At 43.9% G+C, this 18939-nt stretch carries 14 protein-coding genes and 1 pseudogene; all 15 read right to left on the bottom strand.

Going from position 1 to position 18939, the window contains the following annotated elements; translation table 11 throughout:
* Window positions 1-1709: right-handed parallel beta-helix repeat-containing protein (locus AC1DVJ_RS26830; protein ID WP_477595182.1), on the bottom strand; the 1709-nt coding region annotated here is incomplete at its 3' end.
* Window positions 1710-1770: 61 nt separating this feature from the next.
* Window positions 1771-3813: a right-handed parallel beta-helix repeat-containing protein gene (locus AC1DVJ_RS26825; RefSeq protein ID WP_477595180.1), complete on the bottom strand. Its 2043-nt coding sequence runs from the start codon at window positions 3811-3813 to the stop codon at window positions 1771-1773.
* A gap of 342 nt (window positions 3814-4155) precedes the next feature.
* Window positions 4156-4335: a hypothetical protein gene (locus AC1DVJ_RS26820; protein ID WP_477595178.1), complete on the bottom strand. Its 180-nt coding sequence runs from the start codon at window positions 4333-4335 to the stop codon at window positions 4156-4158.
* A gap of 15 nt (window positions 4336-4350) precedes the next feature.
* On the bottom strand, window positions 4351-4512 hold the full coding sequence (locus AC1DVJ_RS26815; RefSeq protein WP_477595176.1) for a hypothetical protein: 162 nt from the start codon (window positions 4510-4512) through the stop codon (window positions 4351-4353).
* A 36-nt stretch (window positions 4513-4548) separates the two neighbouring features.
* The gene (locus AC1DVJ_RS26810) at window positions 4549-6408 is read right to left on the bottom strand and encodes a heparinase II/III domain-containing protein (protein WP_477595174.1); all 1860 of its coding nucleotides are present in this window, start codon (window positions 6406-6408) and stop codon (window positions 4549-4551) included.
* Between the two features lie 43 nt (window positions 6409-6451).
* Window positions 6452-7630 carry a cellulase-like family protein gene (locus AC1DVJ_RS26805; RefSeq protein ID WP_477595172.1) on the bottom strand — a complete coding sequence of 393 codons (1179 nt, stop codon included), beginning with the start codon at window positions 7628-7630 and terminating at the stop codon, window positions 6452-6454.
* A gap of 168 nt (window positions 7631-7798) precedes the next feature.
* Window positions 7799-8932, bottom strand: coding sequence for an SGNH/GDSL hydrolase family protein (locus AC1DVJ_RS26800; protein ID WP_477595170.1), 1134 nt, complete (start codon window positions 8930-8932; stop codon window positions 7799-7801).
* Between the two features lie 102 nt (window positions 8933-9034).
* The gene (locus AC1DVJ_RS26795; RefSeq protein ID WP_477595168.1) at window positions 9035-9337 is read right to left on the bottom strand and encodes an L-rhamnose mutarotase; all 303 of its coding nucleotides are present in this window, start codon (window positions 9335-9337) and stop codon (window positions 9035-9037) included.
* A complete protein-coding gene (locus AC1DVJ_RS26790; RefSeq protein ID WP_477595166.1) occupies window positions 9337-10434 on the bottom strand; it encodes an enolase C-terminal domain-like protein in 1098 nt (365 codons plus the stop codon). The genes AC1DVJ_RS26795 and AC1DVJ_RS26790 overlap by 1 nt, the downstream gene beginning before the upstream one ends.
* A gap of 15 nt (window positions 10435-10449) precedes the next feature.
* Window positions 10450-11196: an SDR family NAD(P)-dependent oxidoreductase gene (locus AC1DVJ_RS26785; protein ID WP_477595164.1), complete on the bottom strand. Its 747-nt coding sequence runs from the start codon at window positions 11194-11196 to the stop codon at window positions 10450-10452.
* Window positions 11197-11216: 20 nt separating this feature from the next.
* Window positions 11217-12968, bottom strand: coding sequence for a family 43 glycosylhydrolase (locus AC1DVJ_RS26780; protein ID WP_477595162.1), 1752 nt, complete (start codon window positions 12966-12968; stop codon window positions 11217-11219).
* Between the two features lie 46 nt (window positions 12969-13014).
* On the bottom strand, window positions 13015-13308 hold the full coding sequence (locus AC1DVJ_RS26775) for an L-rhamnose mutarotase (RefSeq protein WP_477595160.1): 294 nt from the start codon (window positions 13306-13308) through the stop codon (window positions 13015-13017).
* 227 nt (window positions 13309-13535) lie between these two features.
* Window positions 13536-16466: a right-handed parallel beta-helix repeat-containing protein gene (locus AC1DVJ_RS26770; RefSeq protein ID WP_477595158.1), complete on the bottom strand. Its 2931-nt coding sequence runs from the start codon at window positions 16464-16466 to the stop codon at window positions 13536-13538.
* A gap of 239 nt (window positions 16467-16705) precedes the next feature.
* A pseudogene (locus AC1DVJ_RS26765) lies at window positions 16706-17664 on the bottom strand (acetylxylan esterase).
* 80 nt (window positions 17665-17744) lie between these two features.
* The coding region (locus AC1DVJ_RS26760; protein ID WP_477595156.1) for an extracellular solute-binding protein at window positions 17745-18939 on the bottom strand (1195 nt) is incomplete at its 5' end.

Genomic DNA, 18939 nt, shown 5'->3' with positions numbered 1-18939 from the left:
TGATCTTTGAACCACTCACGGAGAGCACGATCATCGAAGCTGACCGACTCGTTTCCTTCTAAGATTAGGTTATTGGCGATGAGATAGTCCCTGCCTCCCCCCATATGAAAAGCCTGCCAAACTTTGTAGAAAACATTCCCATAGATTTCCGTGCTGCTTACTGCATCGTCCATATAAACCCCGAAAGCGCCTACACTGCCCTCAAATCCGCCAACATGGTGAATAAAATTATACCTTATGACATTCCCACGGTATGTCCAATCTCGTCCCGCATAGATGGCAGCAGCATCATCTGTTTCGAGAACAACATTAAAAATTTCATTATATTCGATGATATGGTCATTGCCCCAATACATAATGGCTGCATGAGGTGCATCATGAATTCGGTTATGGCTTGCCCTATGGCCAACCCCATACATCTTGATTGCTTCAGAATACGTCCTTTTGATTCGGGAATAGCGATATATGTGGTTATTTTCGGCGATATGACCGCCAGGTGTAAGGCTTTTCCTGTCCCCGCCACTCAGTGCAATCCCACCTGTACCCGTATCATAAATCTCGCAGCCTACAATTTGATGCCMTGTTCCGCCTACATTTGGATCTTCACTTTTATAGTTGCCAATAACTACTCCACTTTGTCCAAGTTTTCTAAGCACACATTTCATAATACGGTTGCAGGATCCTCCCAGGATCTTCACTCCGTCACCACGACTCACTTCCAACACCAATCCTTGAAGAGTTACATTTGAAACGTTGTTCATGCATATAAGCGGTTCTTTCATTATTGAAAGCTGAACGGTGCTTCTTTCCATTTGAGATGGTGGGTAGAAATACAAGATCCCATGCTCCCTGTCCAAATACCACTCCCCTGGCACATCCAATTCTTCCAGTAGATTAAAGGCGTAATACCGCTGACCGCTTTTTACCCCATACCAACTTGGTTGCTTGGTCTTGATGCATTTTGCCTCGGTATCAATAGATTCAATCTGGAGAATGCCATCCGCCCAGTCATGGTACCAATATCCAAACAGCCATACATCCTTGGCGTTCACCCATCGATCCGGGCGATCTTCTTGGAAACTGAACGTAAGACCCCGAAGGGGGTTATCCCGTTGATCCGGTGGAACATAATTCGGACTGGTCGTAGGAACATCCAATGCATAATCTCTGGGAATAGTCCCCGTATCTTTAATTTCCCCCGTCATTGCATATCCTTCGTTGGGCCAACGGGCCAACGTCATGGCATTTCCATTAAAAAACAACTCAGGCATCGAATCGACGCTAGGTAAACCGAATCCGGAATGCTTGATGTCTCCGTAATCGGTGATTCCCTGCTTTTTCAAATCGTACTGCAGGACTTTCGATCTTGCTTCTAGTGGAATTCTATTTCGGACAGCTTCGTCAACAACCGGCTCAAAATCCGACTCCGTCAGATCGAACCCTCCCATCAAACAGACAGTTTCATCTTGATATGCCTTGTATACAATGGGTGAGTCTTCTGTGCCGGAATCCTGCTCGTTCAATTGAAACGAATTGTCTAAACGGTAAACTCCGCCCCGCACTTGAATAGTAATACCCTCGGAAGGCAGACCCGTAGTCTGTTTCATAACTCTAATAGCATCTCTTGCCCTTTCGAATGTGGCAAATGGCGTATTCATCATGCCATCGTTCAAATCATTTCCGTCAAGCGCAACAAAAAAGTGGTTCATGCCATTTAGTCCTCTCTATACCTCCGAAATTTCAAAACGGAACCCAAAATAATCTTCTAATTTATGTGACAACTTTGCCTTTGCCAAATTCATCCTCAAACCGACCGATCTTGCCAAACGGGATTAACTCGAAGTACGAAACTAGCTTTGACAAATTGCCAAGAATCTCATAGTTCATCTCAATCGTTCCGTGCTCACGAACTGCAGGGGCAATCGTCAATATATCATCGCTAGCAAGATGATTCTTATATGGTATCATGCCTGTCCGGTACAAAATGTTTCTAGCCACCGTGTTATACTTTGGCGTTCCCGGCTCATCCTGCAAAATCGTCAGCAAGTGCGGATACTTGCTTCGCCACGGCTCTACTTGATAAGGCACCTCTTCGAGCCTTTGCTGCATAGTCCCATCTTCAACAAGATAAGATGCCCAACTGCCCGTCTTTCCGCGATCGTCAATATATACCGACCTTCGACAATTAATTATCAAGTTGTTCGTTATCGAATTATTCCGACCTCCACCAACAACGAACGGGATATCGACATCTAGGAAAATATTCCCCAAAATTGTCACTCCTGAAGCCATATCATCTAGGTAAACACCAACCTGTCCCCCCGAACTATCGTTATTGATATGGTGGATGTGATTGAACCGAATCACGTTTCCCTGCTCCGACCAGTCACGCCCCGTATAGATAGCACCAGCGTCGCCCGTTTCCGTCAACACGCTGTAAATATTGTTGAATTCGATCAAATGGTCGTTCCCATGGAAAAAAATACCTAAGTGTGGCGCGTCATGAATCTCATTATGCGCTGCGATATTACCGACGCCATGTAGCTGAATGGCCGGACTGTATGTCCGCTTTAAACGGCTGTATTTGAAAATTTCGTTATTCAGCGCTTCATTTCGCCCCGGTGTAAGTGTCGTACGGTCACCTCCACCCAAAAATATGCCTCCGATTCCTGTGTCGTAAATGGTGCAGCTCAGCACGCGGTGATCGGTTCCGGCATTCGCACCGGTTTGGGTATCCTCGCCTATTACGACGGCAAAACCGCCTAACTTGCACAATGTGCATCCGGCAATTAAATTATGTGAGCCACCCTTGATATGAACGCCCGCTCCTCGTGATACTTCCAACGTAAGCTTACGAAAAGTAACATGAGAGACCCCATCCAAGCGAACAAGTGTATCGTCAAATAAAGAGAGTTGAACACGACAGTCTTCTGTAATTGGGGTTGGCGGGTAAAAATAAACAATGCCGCTCTCCCGGTCCAAATACCATTCGCCAGGCGTATCAAGTTCTTCCAATACATTGTAATAAAAATACCGCTGGCCATCGCGAACTGAATAATGACTTGCTTGCTCGGTATGCAGCTGCCCTTTGGCCGCATCAAGCGAAGCAATCCGTAAATTTGCGTCTGCCCAATCCCAAAACCAGTATCCATGCATCCACAGATCACCTGTGTTTTTCCAACCGAACGGTCGAGGATCTGTTATTGTGAGTATCGCGCCTTTCAACTGTTCTTCGACCAAACGCTCAGCATCCTGATCGAACAGTCGCGGATTACCACCGGGATCGACGACATGTTCTATTTTTACGTAACCATTGCTAGGATAGCGAGCAAGAGCCATCGTCGTACTATTTACAAATAGTTCCGGAGTTGCAACAGAAAAAGGAAATCCGTAACCAACTTGCTCGATCCGTCCATAGTCGGTAACCCCAAGTTCCTTCAAATCGATTTGCACAATCTGTTCTCTCGCTTGCTCGCTCAAGCGGCCAAGAATTTCAGGGTCAGTAACAGGACCTAAGCGTTCCGCAGGCAAGTCGATGCCTCCTATAATACGAACGTCTTCATCTCTGTAAGCCGAGTACACGATCGCCTTCTCCGGAGTCCCGGAGTCACATTCCTCCAGTAGAAATGTTTTTACTAACTGGTATACGCCGCCCCGGATGAAGACGGTAATGCCACCTTCCGGAAGACTAGAAGAATTCTTCAGAATCCGTATCGCATCTCTTGCGCCTTCTAACGTAGCGAACGGCGACTCCTTTGTCCCCGAATTGCCATCATTGCCATTAACTGCAATGTAGTAGGTATTCTTTTCCATCCTATCACCACTCCCTTTGCACTGCTCAGGTAGTATGTTGTCGTTGTGATCTCCAGCTTTTCCCCTGCGGATCCTTTATTGGACGTCATGAAATAATATTAATTTTATAGTAGCAACCTTCTTGTATTCGCGTAAATGAAGAAACTATTAATAATCAGCACAAATTATACCTGCTAACGTAATTAAGCTGCCGTTTCTCTCGCGGCATCTTGGTGCATATAAACATCTGGCACCGTCTACATTTAAAGGATCTTGCGTTTTACGATAGATCACACCATCCAAACGCCAATCATAAATTTTGTCAATAGGCGCAAGACATACGGCTCTCCATCTGGAATATACTCATAGCTTGGCAAAAATGGGTTGAGCATATAGCGGCAGAACGTTTTGAATCGAATCGATATACCCAGACTTAATAAAAGGCAGCAACAGCGACGGATTAAAGGCATTGACCCCTATAGCTCGCACTTTCCCCTGTTCCTTTAGTTTAAGAAAGGCAGGAATGGTTTCATTCATCCCCATTTCCGAGTTTTGCTCTTACAATTCATGCATTTGAATCAGATCCAGATAGTCTGTTCCAAGACGTGTTAGACTTTCTTCAACGGGACGAATCGTATTTTCATACGCCGTTTTGCCAAATGTCGTATACTCTATCATGATCACTTCCTTTTCTCTATAAAAAAAAGAAGCTAAATCCATGATCCAGCTTCATTACTTAGTATCATTGTCACATCGTTATGTAAGATCAAATCGGAACTGACATTCAATGGACTCGCTCATTTCTTTACGTGTTAACAGCAGACGATAGAATGTTCTTTCGATGTCAGGATGCGCAACCGTCAATTGTTCTTCCACAGCAACATGCCACTCGTTCGCTTCAAACGTCATCGATACCGCACCAATCGAAATTTGGCCCGGTCCATTCTGCTGCGGCTCAATACCGCAAATGAATACTTCTTGGAAAGAGAAAGCAGGTTCATGTAAGGCTACTTGATCTGTCAGAATAAGCTGCGAGTTTTCGTTCACCGGACGACGCCATAGGAACTTACGAGTAAATCGCTGTAAAGAGGGGCACTCGTACGCTTCCGATAAATCCAGTTCAAAATGCATCTCGTCATCGGTTATGTCTTGATTTACGATTTCTGCCCTGTACGTTTGGCCAAAGCCTTGTCTGCAACCGTTAATAATCGGCACAGAATGTCCATGAGAACCTGGTTGAATCATTTCGTACCGATGTTCTGGCTGAAAATACTGTCTTGTATACACACCAATTCCAATATCAGCGAGCACATTAATTCCGCCTGCATGCAAAATGAAATGCCCCAAATCGTTATGGTTGTGCGGTTCTTGGTTATGCCCGCCCTTCGCTGCAAATGCGGCCAAGCTTCCATCTGACTGCCGCACCTTCGATATTACCCACTGATTTCCTGCGAAAATCCGCTCTTCCACCCTTTCTTTCGCATCGGCAGCGACAGTTGCTTCAGCAGCCGGTTGATCCGACGACCAAAGCATTAGTCTTGACGCATCGATCCATAAATCCTTGAATTGGTTGGCTTGTTGGTACGCTTCCGGCGGTAAAGAAAGGGAGGGGAAATGTTGGTGCAAACGATGGAAAAGCCCGGTATGGAAACGAATTTCTTCTGCAGCGTCGGAGAAATTGACCACCTTGCCGTTCGACAGCATGCAGTAATGCGGGAATTTCGCAATCTTCTCTATTTTCGGTTCAGCAAGCAGGTTGATGCGTCCGCCAGTGCGCTCCTTCAGCAATTCGGCAAAATAGACAAGGCGCGAAAATCCATACTGCCAGTATACCGGACCTTCTGGGGTTGCTCCTTCCTCGTCAAATCCAGATATATATTGGCGTAAAGCGCCAATTACCCGCCATAGCATACCCGCCAGCCGTTCGCTATCCTGCGTTAAATAAATCGCTGCCGACCCGATGTTGGCTGAGCAAACCGCCGGCCAGTTATTCGTTTTCAACTCCCAGTTTTGCGGAACTGGATCATRGAAGTAAACCTGAAAGATGCGGCGCTCGATCTCCTCCTTTGCTCGGAAGACTACCCAAGGATGCAGACGGTGTCCTACATGGGAGATAATTTCAGCCAGTGCAAATCCGATTCCAGCTGCCTGTAGATCGACCGTTTCACGTGGCGGTATCGGTTGATCCCAAATTCCCTTCGGATATTCATTCACATACAACCCAGCATGTACTGGCGGTACCCATGAATATTCATTGCACACGGACCAAATCGCATTCTCCAGCCCTGTCTTCCATTCTGGACGGTCATCTGTCATTGCAAGCAAGCTGAAAGTGTGCAGCCCCGCGTACAGCTGATTACGTATATTCTCAAAGTTAATGTTGTCACCCGTCTCACTGAATACGATATAATCGGAAAATTGAGGTAGATGAGCTGGACTTCCCTGGATACGTGCAGCCTGTTCCTCAAGCCCTTCCCAGAACGATGAATAGCGTTCATCCTTTCTAATTTGCATCCACCGTTCGGTGGATGCAGCTTCTGGAAACAGCTTGCACGCTTCCGGCTTTGATTGCTCCAGAGCATTCTTCAATTCGCGGAGCGTTAATGTGCTGAGCATAATATCACCCTTTGCTTTTTATGTGCGGATTAAATCGTCAGGTTTAATATGAATTCTGAAGAAACAGGTTGGTCGTCCTGTGCCATTCCTCGTCCTGCCATAAACGGTATTGCGGTTCCGCAAAATTAGACAGGCTAGTCCCTGCAAACGGAAGCTTAGCTATTGTTTTAGCTGCATCTGCATTATATATTTTGTACCAGTCCCAGCTCATATCCGGATGATCAGGGAAATAACATGGTCCAAAGGATTCTGTAATAATCGGACATAATTCTTTACCAGAATCAAGGGTCAAGTGCTTCAACGCATTTTCATGGTAAGTTCGCACGCCTTCCAGCATTATACCATAATTCTTTCGGCAAGCTGTTTCCCAAACTTCCGAATATCTTTTCAAGTCATATGTGTTTAATTGTAGGAAATTGGAGAAGCGTGAGGCTCCCTTTCCGGTCTGTTCGAAGGCTTCCTCGTCGCTAGCGTCCATAACCACAGACGGCATATAATGAACATCTGCTACGTCGTAAATATCCGTTAATCTGTTGGCATACGGCTCGGCCCCTAATGAGGAGTAGCACAAAGGGATACCGTCGCGCCCAATTTCATTCTTGATTGCTTCTCCCATCCAATGGTTGACGCGCTGGTATGCCTGATCCAATTCCGCATTTATTTCAAGAATAACCTCGCCTTCTGTTCTAATTCGCTGCTCCAAATCCATAATAGATCTAACTTTTCCACAGCAATAATGAGGTACTTCGTTCATCGGGGCGACCCATACTGCCCGTTCCAATATTCCTTCTTCCCTCATCAAGCGTAGAGCCTGTACCCAAGTTTCGGAATAACTCACAAATGTTTTCTCTTCATCCTGCGGTTCTATAATATTGTAATGGCCGATCATGCTTGCTTTATCCCATGCATCCAAACCTAACCAGATCCCGTTTTTACGGCATAATTCCGCAAGTGTTGAAAGCCGTTCAAGTACGTTGCAGGAAAAGTCGACCGCCGTCTGTCCCCATTGGGGAAGATCCGTCCTTGGATCCCAGTTCGTCTTAAAATTTACAGATTCCTGCAGGATAAGATTTGGAAAGCAATCGATCCGCAAAGTGTTATATCCGCGAATTTTGGCTTCTTCTACACATCTGGCCAAATCCTCGTATGCACCGCCAGGATGGTTCCCCTTCAGCCAAGAAAAGTCCCACATGGATATCGTCAACGGTTGTTCTTTTGTCAAATAAGGAATCAAATTTCTCACGTCCTATTATGTTGTATTTACTTTTTCATATAGCTTACTGCGAACATGACTTGTGAACAATGGCTTAGATTAACCGAAATGTGTCCATAATTGATATCCTAGAAGTTGTTTCACTAGAATCCTACTCCTGTCCTGTATATAGAAGTATCATTCATTTACTAACAGCTTCAAAATACGAATCACATGCCCACTGCTCATTTCGTTCTTCTCACTGGAAATGCGAATGTTTACGGTATGTGTGCAACGATCAAGCTGCCCGGCAAATATGACCATGATGGGTCGATAAAACATCAAGCAGTATCGATCAAAAAGTGGTATGGTTCGAAATGCTCCTCCATCAATTGAAACCTCAATGTCTCCGGTGTCCAATCCGGCCAACATGGAGATGCCTACCTCAGTTCCGGTAAAGCTGAATTGAAACTCATCCCCGGGTGTTTCCCCAACAAAGATGTCTGCAGTAGGCGCCCAGTTAAAGAGTTTCTCGGTTGTCCAACCTTCAATCATTCGCCAATTGGCACTCGCATGAGCTATTAAAGGTGACAATTGCTTGCCATTCTCATAACATAACGAATCTAGCGCAGAAGGTAGTGCAAGTTGATCTTCGTACTTCTCATTGGGTACGAATAGCGCTTTTTCCAAGAAATCTTCCATAACCCTTGCATACAATCGATAACCCAAATCATTCGGATGCACTTCATCACCGCTAATATCTTCCCATTTCAGCTCTTTTGTTAGGATCTTGTTATACATGGCACCGGCAATGTTTACGGATGGGAGTCGATAATATTCAGCGACTTCTTCGTGGTTATAAATATTGTCCTGCAGCCTTCGATTGGCTGAATAGCTTTCGGAGCCCGACCGCCGCGCAGTATAAATAAAACAAATGTCCATTTGCGGATTGCTTCGCTTGGCATGACGAACGATGCCTTCCATTGCTCGCATAGACTCGGTTCGGTTTCCAGCGTCATTTACGGCAAACTCGACAAAAAGGAGATCGACAGCACCATGATTGAGCACATGCTCCTCCAACCGAAACGCCCCGTAGGTTGAGTTGGTTCCTCCGATCGCTGCGTTGATGAAAGTGAACGCCACCTCTGGAAATCGGTGTTCTAGATATCGGTATGTCAATGCTCGATAGCTTGTAGATTCTAAATCTGAAGCACCTTCCCCCGCTGTAACCGATCCACCTATAAAAGCGACAGTCGCTTGATGGCCATTAGCTAATTGATGTGCGATACGCGTTAAACCGTTACGAGTACAATAATCATGTAATGTTTGCATATTAGCTTCCTTCTTTCATTTTTTTCATTAAAGCTGCTTCCGGTAAATGAAAATGTCTTTCCCGCGAGCATCTGCTGCGCGAGAAAGACTATTCATCCCAACCTAATTTTTTGATAGACTGTAAATTTCAGTCGCATCTTTCCAAACCGCTGCGAAGCAATCTCCAGTCAGCCTGTTCCATTCGCTAACGATAACCTCGTCGATCACTCGGTCCTTCTTCTCCGTATCGGGATCAATGTCCATGATCATAACCAAATCTGTACCTATTCGAAAAATTCGAATCGAGGTGAAACCTCTCTCACTGAGATGTTTTTCGATCTCTGCCGGAATATTCCGATGCAGTTGTTCATATTGTTCGATCTGATCAGCATGCAGTTTGGCAATCTTAATCTCTGTTCTCTTCATTAGAAATCCAATACAGAGAACGTAGCATATGCTTCTTTCTCAACCTTTTCGATATCAATATGGCCCGACAATCCCGGCTTCTTGGACACATGAACGAATCCGTTCGCATCAACTTCTGGGCAGTCATTAATCGGATTGTCCCAAATGAATGCTTCATACATCGATGTGTTTCTGATTGCCGCGATCATCTGCATGCACAGTTCTCCGCCGCCGTGTACTTCCGCACGAAGATTAAAGGATTCGGCCATGTGGGCAATTTTCATCGCTCCTGTGACACCGCCTTTTAACCCTGGACTTACACGAACCATGTCGCCTTTACCAAAATGCACGAAATCCGCCGAATTATAGAAGCTTCCAGGTGAAGTCTCTGCTACAAGAAGCGGTATGGACAATTTCTCTGCCAGCTTGCTATACGCATAAATGCTATACTCGCGCATCGGCTCTTCGTACCAATGATAATCTGCCTCTTCCAAAGCTTTGCCGAGGTATAATGCATCCAGGTAATCAAATCCGGCGGAGCCGTCATACATCAAAATAATATCTTTACCTACCTTGTTCCTCAAAGCTTGGCACAGCTCAGCATCTCTACGTGCATCACCCCATGCATGCAATTTGATCCCCTTATAGCCTCTTTCCAGACATTGATCAGCAACATCCATAAATTCCTCAATGGTTTTGTATGTGGCCGTACTGGCATACGCCATCGCTTTTTCCCGGAATCCACCGAGAAGTTGGTACAATGGAAGTTGTGCTTTTTTAGATGTAATGTCCCACAAAGCGATATCAACAAGTCCGAAGAAAGGGAGCGGTAAATAATCCAGACGGTCGATCTCCCAAATTTTATGATAAAGCAGTTCTTTTTGCAAAGGGTCTGCTCCGATTAGCAGATCTTTAAAGTACTTTTTTGCAATATAAACGAGATAATCCGCATTGCTGTAGGTTGCGAAGCCATCAATACCCTCATCGGTCATAATTCGAAGTACCGCATTGCTGGTATTGCCATAAACTTCAGGTCCTGCTAAACCATCGCGCCAGCCGAACCTCCTGCTATCCTTTTCTTGATTGCGCAGGTAAATTTTCACGTCAGTAATTTTCATATCGACTTTCCTCCATTATCTTAATTGGCTGCCGCCATCTGCTACGAGGCACGTGCCCGTTATTATTGATGCTTCTGGTCTTAAAAGTAAGGAAACAACACCGGCAATTTGCTCGGATGTTTGAATTGCCCCTGCTTCGATGCTAGCCTCTAGCTTTCGCAAGGCTTCTTCGGTGTTCACACCCGCTACTTCGCGGAACAAAGGTGTGTCTACACCAGCCGGAAGAACCGCATTTACGCGGATTCGATCCTTAAGCCATTCTTTGGCAAGTACTCGTGTAAGGTAATTGACTCCTGCTTTAGAAATGCCGTAGGCTGCATTCCCTTCTGCGAGACTTTGAGCCTGAATGGATGATATATTTATGACATTGCCACAGTTGACTTTCAACAGAGGGTAGGCAAGTCGGCATAATAAGTATACCCCTTTTAGATTTACATCCATAATGGCATCCCATAATTCAGGGTCGGTGCCAACCAGCGGTTGAGGCTTGCTCATGGCAGCGTTATTAACAAGAACATCTAGTCTTCCGTAGTTGGCTTCCCAATTCTGAAAAAGTTGATTGAGAGCCTCTTCATTCGTTACATCAATCTGCTGTTTATAACAGCGACCGAAGTTTCTAGTTATAATCCCTTCGACTTCATCAAGTAACATAGAATTTCGGTCTGCAATAACAACTGTATATCCTTCATCGGCCAATCGTATGGATATGGCTCTTCCAATGCCCGAGGCGCCTCCGGTGACCAAAGCAACTTTTACTGACATATAGATCCTCCCTTTGTCTATTACTCTCTAACTTTATAAACTTCGCCTTCGGATATTCCTATTTCATTAAAAGCATCCACTCTGACATATACAGGCTGGTCTTTAATCAATGCACCTATAACTATGTTCTTACTCCCAAGAACCATATAGCTGTGATACAATTTATCCGGCGCGAAGCCCCAAAGTACATTGTATCCGACAGCGTCATCGCTCTCCCATGTTACAGAAAGATCAAGCTCGCTTAAGAGTCTTAATTGGACATCGGTTACCTTATCGGGCAGTTCACCTGTACCTATTCCAAACACTCTCAACCCGGAAATACAGGCATGCTGGTTATGTGGGAGTTCCTTAACGGTGCATCTGATGTACCGCGCTTTTACCCCGAATTCTTTGACTACAAGATCATGCGGCAAATCGGTATCTACTTCTGATTTATCTTCAATGACGAAGTACTCCGTTCCGTCTACCGATCCCTCCAAGTGCCACCTGGTAACATGCTTCCGCTCGTCAATGTATCTGTTCGCTCCTTCCTTGAGAGTGACTCCCTCCGGAAGTGGAACGCCGTTCATCTGATCATCCGCAAAATTTATTTGTACGGCATGTACATCACATACTTGCTTCAGATCAACCTCAAGCCACTCTCCTGGCACATTGGATGCTGCTTTCCACCACGTCTGAACATTTTCATTCGTAGCATTCGAAGCATCTTTTCCTTCTTCATTGGAAGACGCATGGGCCGGTTTGCCATAGGAGAGAAGCATCCACGCTGGATTGCTCCATGGGTTCATCGTTGCCTGTTCGATCTCCATCGGCCAATCGCCATATCGTTGATTACAGAATAATTCCCCGTCATTATCAAAGCCAGCAGGCCACAGTCCCAAACGTCTTTCAAAATTGTGATTTACACTGATTCTCATGGATGAAGTATGCCAAAAATTCCCGAACTTGTCCTTCATCGTGGACCCATGTCCTGCACCGGGAATAAATCCACCTGGCTTATAGGAGTAAGGGTTATTTTTAGCTAACGTAAAAGGTCCCAGCGGGTTGTCGGATATATACACGCCATCCGAGTACACATTATATAGCGTTGCAGGGCTGGAATACTGTAAATAGTATTTGCCATTATATTTATCCATCCACGCCCCCTCGATCCACGGATCAGGGCCAAAATCAAGCCTTAACTTATTCAGCATTTCCTCGGTCATGTTTGGCGTACTTCTTATATAGGGTTGAACTAATCCCTCAATTTGTTCCGGAGTTATTTGATGATTTTCACCGTTTCTTTCATAGCCATGTTGGGTCGGATTGCCAAAAATAAGTTCAACCGGCTTACCTTTTCGTTTCATATCTTTCGGGTTCAGTTCAATCCCATAAATAGGCTTTTGGTTGGAACATCCCCAGTAGAAATAAACTTTGCCATCATCATCAACGAACACATTAGGATCCCAGAAAGGGAACTCCCCTGTTATCTCTTCAAATTCACCTYGAATTGGATCTTTTGTCCTATAAAATGAACAGTTTTTTCCAGCATTAGATGCGGAAAAATAAATGTATTCACCTATTACCCGTACATCCGGTGCATAGTCATAAATCGACGCATTTTCCAAGTAATGGTATTCCCAATCCACGAGATCTTCACTTGTAAGGAATCCAGCTGTCATCGAAGGAAAAAGGTAATACTTCCCATGAAACAGGATCATAGATGGGTCCGCTGCTTCTCTGGAGATACTCAGGAGCCCCTTTTCGTGAATAAACTGATACTTGTATGCCATATTGATAGGATTACATACATATTTCATTTTCGCCTTCTCCAGTTCTTCATTCAGCTGTTAGCGTATAGATTTCTGTGACATCTCTCCAATTTCCTACCAGTCTGTTCCACTCACTTACGATAGCCTCGTCGAACGTTCGGTCCTTCTTCTCCAAACCAGGATCAATATCCTGAATCATAACCAAATCTGTACCTACTCGAAATAATCGGATCAAGGTAAACCTCTCTCTTAGTACCTGATCCATTTCTGCTGGCATATTTGTATGCAGTTGTTCATATTGCTCTATCTGATCCGGATGCAGCTTGGCAATCTTAATCTCTGTTCTCTTCTTTGATGTCAAACGAATAACCCCTTTCATGTCTTACTAATTGGTAACATTGTAACAACCTCCTGATACTCGTGTGAATGAAGAAACTATGAATAAACTGAACAAATTATAAGTACCACAAGAAATATGTATGCGCGTACATTCGAACCTACTATGGCAACAAAAATGCCAGCTACAAGTCTATGACTCGTAGCTGGCATTTTATCCAATTCTTACTTTCCGCAACTCAAAACTTAGAATTATTGAATAATGATATCGTCGAAATACACGTTGTAGGTATTTCCATTTCCAGCCCATAAATCTCCCAATTTAATCTTGTTAAAATTGGTTAATCCTGTTGGTGATGCGACGAGGACTCCGTCGATATACATATCTACTTTCGTACCTGACGTATAATCCCACTTGAACTCATGCCAACCAGTCGTTCGGGTAATATTGGATGCGGTAACGGTAGCTCCTACTCGATATGAATATTTCGTCGTAGAGGCAGTAGCACTGACTAGTATACCTCGAATGTTGGTTGAATCGTCTACAAAAGCACCCGCCTGCATAGTGGTTGATGAAGCATTATCATAGAACCACACGGTAGCTACCTTATTGTACGATGTCGAGAAGATTCGCTGTATCGCATCCTGATCTTCATTAGTTATGTAGCTGCTGCTGCCGGAATGGGCTTGTGCCGTGCTGATTGATGCTGTGCCATTCGCCGTAGTCCAATTGGCTAATCCCGTTTCAAATCCGTCTGAGAATGTTGGTGGTACTGGCGGGAGGTTGAGCGTATCCGTAATCTCAACATCATCAAACTTGGCTGCTGTAGCTGTTACCCCCTCTGCCCACAGATCTCCTATAGTGATCTTGTTAAAGCTTGTCAATCCAGTCGGTGAAGCTATTAAATTACTATCGATATACATATCCACTTTAGTACCAGAAGTGTAGTCCCAAGTAAACTTATGCCATCCGGTGGTACGGTTAACATTCGACGTATAATGAGTACCATCTATACGATAGGAATATTTGGTCGCGGAGTTCCCTGTGTAAACTTCAATCGCTCGGTTGGATACACCGTCATTGACAAATCCGGCAACGAGCATGTTCGTCACAGAAGCATCATCGTAAAACCACATAGAAACGATTTTATTCTGAGAGGTACTAAAGCTTTGATAAATAGCATCCTGATCCTGATTCAATGCATAACTGTTGCTGCCTGCATGCACGGTTGTTGTGCTCGTCGAAGGAGTACCATTTGCATTCACCCAGTTTCCGAATCCATTCTCAAATCCATCCAATGTATACATGKATTGGTATCTACTAATCGGTGCGGGTCCATCTCCGCCATCGACCCCAGCGTTATCAATAATCGCTTGTGCTGTAGCATCCCACGCATTGTTGGCGACACTATAATTATCTGATGCAACGTTGCTTCCATCTGCTTGCATTATACTCATTCCTGCAGAATAATAATTATAACGAGCAATATTATCGTGAGCATTGAGATATTCTGAAGCACCGGAGAATTGTCTACTGGCAAAGTACCATTTAGAAGTAGCAGTGCCCGTATTRCTAAAAACATTGTTGGTCGTATAATAACCATCTGTTCCATTGTCATGATAAATATAAGCATATTGATTTTTTTGAGCATAAAGGTAATTGTTGGAGACTTGAGACCCTCGCTGTTCGCCAAGTGTATAGATGCCTCCGCCATCGTTCATTGATTTCATATAATCATGAATTAAATTATGACTAATGATATTATTTTTCGCTATTGTTGGTCCATACTCATCTACAGCGCCCCATCCGAAGCCCACGGAGATTGCCGTATAAGGAAGATCGTAAAGTGTATTATGACGAATAACGGAACCTTCTGTAAATCCTACAAAAATACCTATGTTGTCTCCGTACTCTACACCTATATTCGTTATTGTATTATTAGAAACAACATTATTTTTCACAATAAGACGTGAATCGGTTGGATGATGGTCAATATCAGGGTCAACGCCACCGATATTAATGCCATTTCCTGATAGTTCCGTGAAGCTGTTATGATCAATCGTATTATCCTGACTTCCATAATTGAAACTTAATCCGGCATTGCCCATATGTGTAAATGTACAATTCTGAACTGTAACATTCTTTGCCGCACTAAAGCTTACACCAGCTGGTGTAACTAGTTTATGGTAATTGCCATTTACAGGATCAAGGAGAATAACACCTCCCTGATTATCCGGATATCCGTAGTTACCATTTGGCATTAGCCAAGTATTATAAGAGAAGGTAAGACCGTCCAACTTCATGTTGTGTACTGGGTTATCCAGGGTTCCATCCCCTTGAATTAATGTCTCAAGTGTTGCTGCAATAGCTATCGCTGTCGACATGTCTTCTCCAGTACGTGGCTTATAATACATATAGCCGTCACTGCGATTTAGGTACCATTCTCCTGCGGCATCCAATAATTCATAGGCATTTTCAATCCAAGTAGCGTTGGTTAGCCTAGACTGCACATTTGTAAATCCAGGATTTTTCATAGTGATATTCGTACCGCTAATCGAATCGATTCCGATACGATGACGTTGCCAGCTATTTTGAGCCACAATTTCGATATTTCTTACGTTCCCCCAACTGGCAATCGTGGAGTATGTGCCTGTAGAAGGGGCAGTATAACCTGTGCTAGTCTTTGTAAAACCTGGATTATTCGCACTCTTGGCACGAGTTGCTCTGAGGCCATTGACATAGACTTGTCTCGTATCCAATGTCGTTCCTACATAAGCTTTATATATATTCAAACCTGTATCATGAAGTGTCCAACCTGTAATCGGAGTACCGCCGCTTATGATAGGCGTACTTCCTGTATCCGCTTTATAAATGACATTATATCCATTCGTTCCTGAATCCTCAGAAGTGAATGTTAATGTGGATGCGAGTTGATAAGTTCCACCCATAAGGATAACTTCAATATCACCCGTCATATTGGTGTTCAGTGTGCGAACTTCGGCTTGTGCTTTCTGTAGCGTCAAGAATGGTTGAGATTGCGTACCCGGATTGCTGTCATCACCGGTAGGTGAAACATAAAGAGTGGTTTGTACAGCAGCAGATGCATGGTTAACATTTGTAGATAAAGTCAATGTGACGGTAAAAATGAGAGCAAAAATCAGAAGAAAATGAATTTTTTTCATAATTAGCTTTCCCCATTTCTAAATGTTTAGTTCAACACGAAATCAAATGAAACCGCTTCCAATTCATCTATTTCAAAAGGGACTTTCCAGTTTCCTCCTTTCGATTTGGTAACTTCATCGTAACAACTAACTTTATTCGCGTACATGAAGAAACTAATAATAAACTGAACAAATTATAAGTGCATAAAGAAAACGCAAAAAAACCACTCGCATCAACTGAAAGAGTGGTTTCATATTTATTAAAGATCCATCATAAATTGATAAGTCAAATCATTGAAGACCGGTAATTTCTCATGCCCGAAATCAGGGAAGATTTCCAGCTTTTTAGTGGATTTAATTTTATTGTAAGCAGCGAATTGCGTTGAAGGCGGACATACGGTATCCATAAGTGTAACCGCCATCATCACGTCACCTTGAATGCGATCTGCTAAGTATTGAATATCAATATATCCCAGCTGTGTGAATATCTCGTCCTCACGCTTATGCTGCGGTCATGATGACGGAAAAAGTCCTTCAATTCTTGATAAGCATCCTTGGCCAAATCCATTTCCCATACACGTTTATAGTCACATAGGAAAGGATAGAGTGGCGCTAACTTCTTAATACGCGGTTCTAATGCTGCACAAGCAATCGTCAACGCTCCGCCTTGTGAGCCTCCCATCGCACCTACACGAGCTGGGTCAACCTCAGGCATGCTCATCGCGATACCTGCTAGCTGTGCTGTATCCAAGAAAATATCACGGAATAACAGTTGATCTGGATGATCATCAAGTCCGCGAACGATATGTCCTCTTATTGTTGTCCCTTTGACGCCGCCTACGTCCTCTGACTTACCGCCTTGACCACGGCAATCCATCGCGAAGACGGAATAACCCAGTGCTGCGTAAGAAAGTTTATCGTTCCAATCCCCTGAATTTCCTGTGTATCCATGAAACTGCACGATGGCAGGATGCGGCTCTGTCATTTGCTTAGGACGCACATATTTCGCATATATGCGAGCTCCCTTAACACCTGTGAAATATAGATCAAAGCAGTCTGCAAATGGTACTTGAAATTCACTTGGGATAAGCTCGATTTGGGGATCTATCGCCTTCATTTCAGCGATTGCGCGCTCCCAGTACGCAGCAAAATCATCAGGACGAGGATTTCGCCCTTCATACGTGAGAAGCTTGTCTAATGGATAATCAACAGCTGGCATGTTCCATCCTCATTTCTATCTTATGGTTTCTATAAAAGTAGAGGGGACCGCGACTGACGGTCCCCTCTACTTTGTTTATCTTATTGCCATTGCTTCAAATACAAACGGTTTGCCGCTTCTGTCATGTCATTTCCAAGTTCTTTCTTAAACTGTTCAATAAATTTGTCCCAATCGTCCAGCGATTTGGATCCGATAATCACACTTGCGAACATTGTTTTGAACTCTGCCATCTTATTGTTCACTTTAGGAGTCAAATCTTCGCCCGACGGAGTTTTCAAAGGACCATTGACGCGAGTGAAACTCCAGTCAACATTCGCTTTCGAATAGATCCCCGACGCATCTTCTTCATATTTCTTTATATTGTCGATGAAAATCTTCGGACTAACTGTTTTCGTAAATTCCCAGTTCTCCCCGCCTGGCACYATCAAACCGAAAGCTTCTTTTAATTGACCATCAGCATTATTCAATTCCTTCTTGACGACAGGCAGACCATCCACCATATCATATGTCTTTCCTGCAATTCCATATCTCACCATCATAGAAAGATCTTGATCGGTTCTGAGCTTATCCATAGTACTCATAACGGCATGCAATTTATCCGGATCTTTCTCCAATTGTTTGCCGAATATCATAGGTTGAGCCAAAATAAGTTCATTGGATCCAATTACTGGCTTCAGATTAGGTTTAGCTTTCGGAATCGGAACAAACTCCATTTTCGCCTGTGGGTTTTTACCGACTACTTGTTCATAAACGGAACCTGGATCGAATGGCGGCGCAATTTTTTGGTTTAAGGCTACATATTGTTGAACAATCGTATTTCCATTAATAAATTCATTATTGAGTGCAGCGTTGTCCATTGTAACAAATTCCGGATTGATATAGCCTGCTTTATACCACTTGTTTACTGTTGCTAATGCTTCGCGGTATTCGGGAATAAATGCGGAGTAGACCAACTTGCCGTCCTTCATTTGCCATGTATCGAATGTCACGCCGTATGCGGCAAATACAAAATACAACGCTTGGTTAATGTAATCTTTGCCTCTAGCTGAAACTGGATACTTGTTCGGATATTTTTGCTTGTAGGCTTTAAATAATGCTTCGTAGTCATCCAAAGTTTGCGGAACTTTCAGACCTAGCTCATCAAGAATATCTTTCCGAACCACAAGTCCGTAAGGATAAATAGTTGATTGTTGACCAGCAAAAAAGCCTGCAATCTTACCATCTACCGTAAAGCGACTAAAGACTTGCTCCTTTGTCAAACCAGCTGCCTGATAT

This window comes from Paenibacillus sp. P4_A9 (genome assembly GCF_056402415.1).
The sequence above is the reverse complement of the archived record's forward strand: the minus strand, read 5'-3'. Positions and strand labels throughout refer to the sequence as shown.

What these genes read in the sequence shown, in the direction of transcription:
- AC1DVJ_RS26825 (WP_477595180.1), bottom strand. Translation starts at nt 3,813, where the DNA reads ATGGAAAAGAATACCTACTACATTGCAGTTAATGGCAATGATGGCAAT.
- AC1DVJ_RS26820 (WP_477595178.1), bottom strand. Translation starts at nt 4,335, where the DNA reads ATGGGGATGAATGAAACCATTCCTGCCTTTCTTAAACTAAAGGAACAG.
- AC1DVJ_RS26815 (WP_477595176.1), bottom strand. Translation starts at nt 4,512, where the DNA reads ATGGATTTAGCTTCTTTTTTTTATAGAGAAAAGGAAGTGATCATGATA.
- AC1DVJ_RS26800 (WP_477595170.1), bottom strand. Translation starts at nt 8,932, where the DNA reads ATGCAAACATTACATGATTATTGTACTCGTAACGGTTTAACGCGTATC.
- AC1DVJ_RS26795 (WP_477595168.1), bottom strand. Translation starts at nt 9,337, where the DNA reads ATGAAGAGAACAGAGATTAAGATTGCCAAACTGCATGCTGATCAGATC.
- AC1DVJ_RS26790 (WP_477595166.1), bottom strand. Translation starts at nt 10,434, where the DNA reads ATGAAAATTACTGACGTGAAAATTTACCTGCGCAATCAAGAAAAGGAT.
- AC1DVJ_RS26785 (WP_477595164.1), bottom strand. Translation starts at nt 11,196, where the DNA reads ATGTCAGTAAAAGTTGCTTTGGTCACCGGAGGCGCCTCGGGCATTGGA.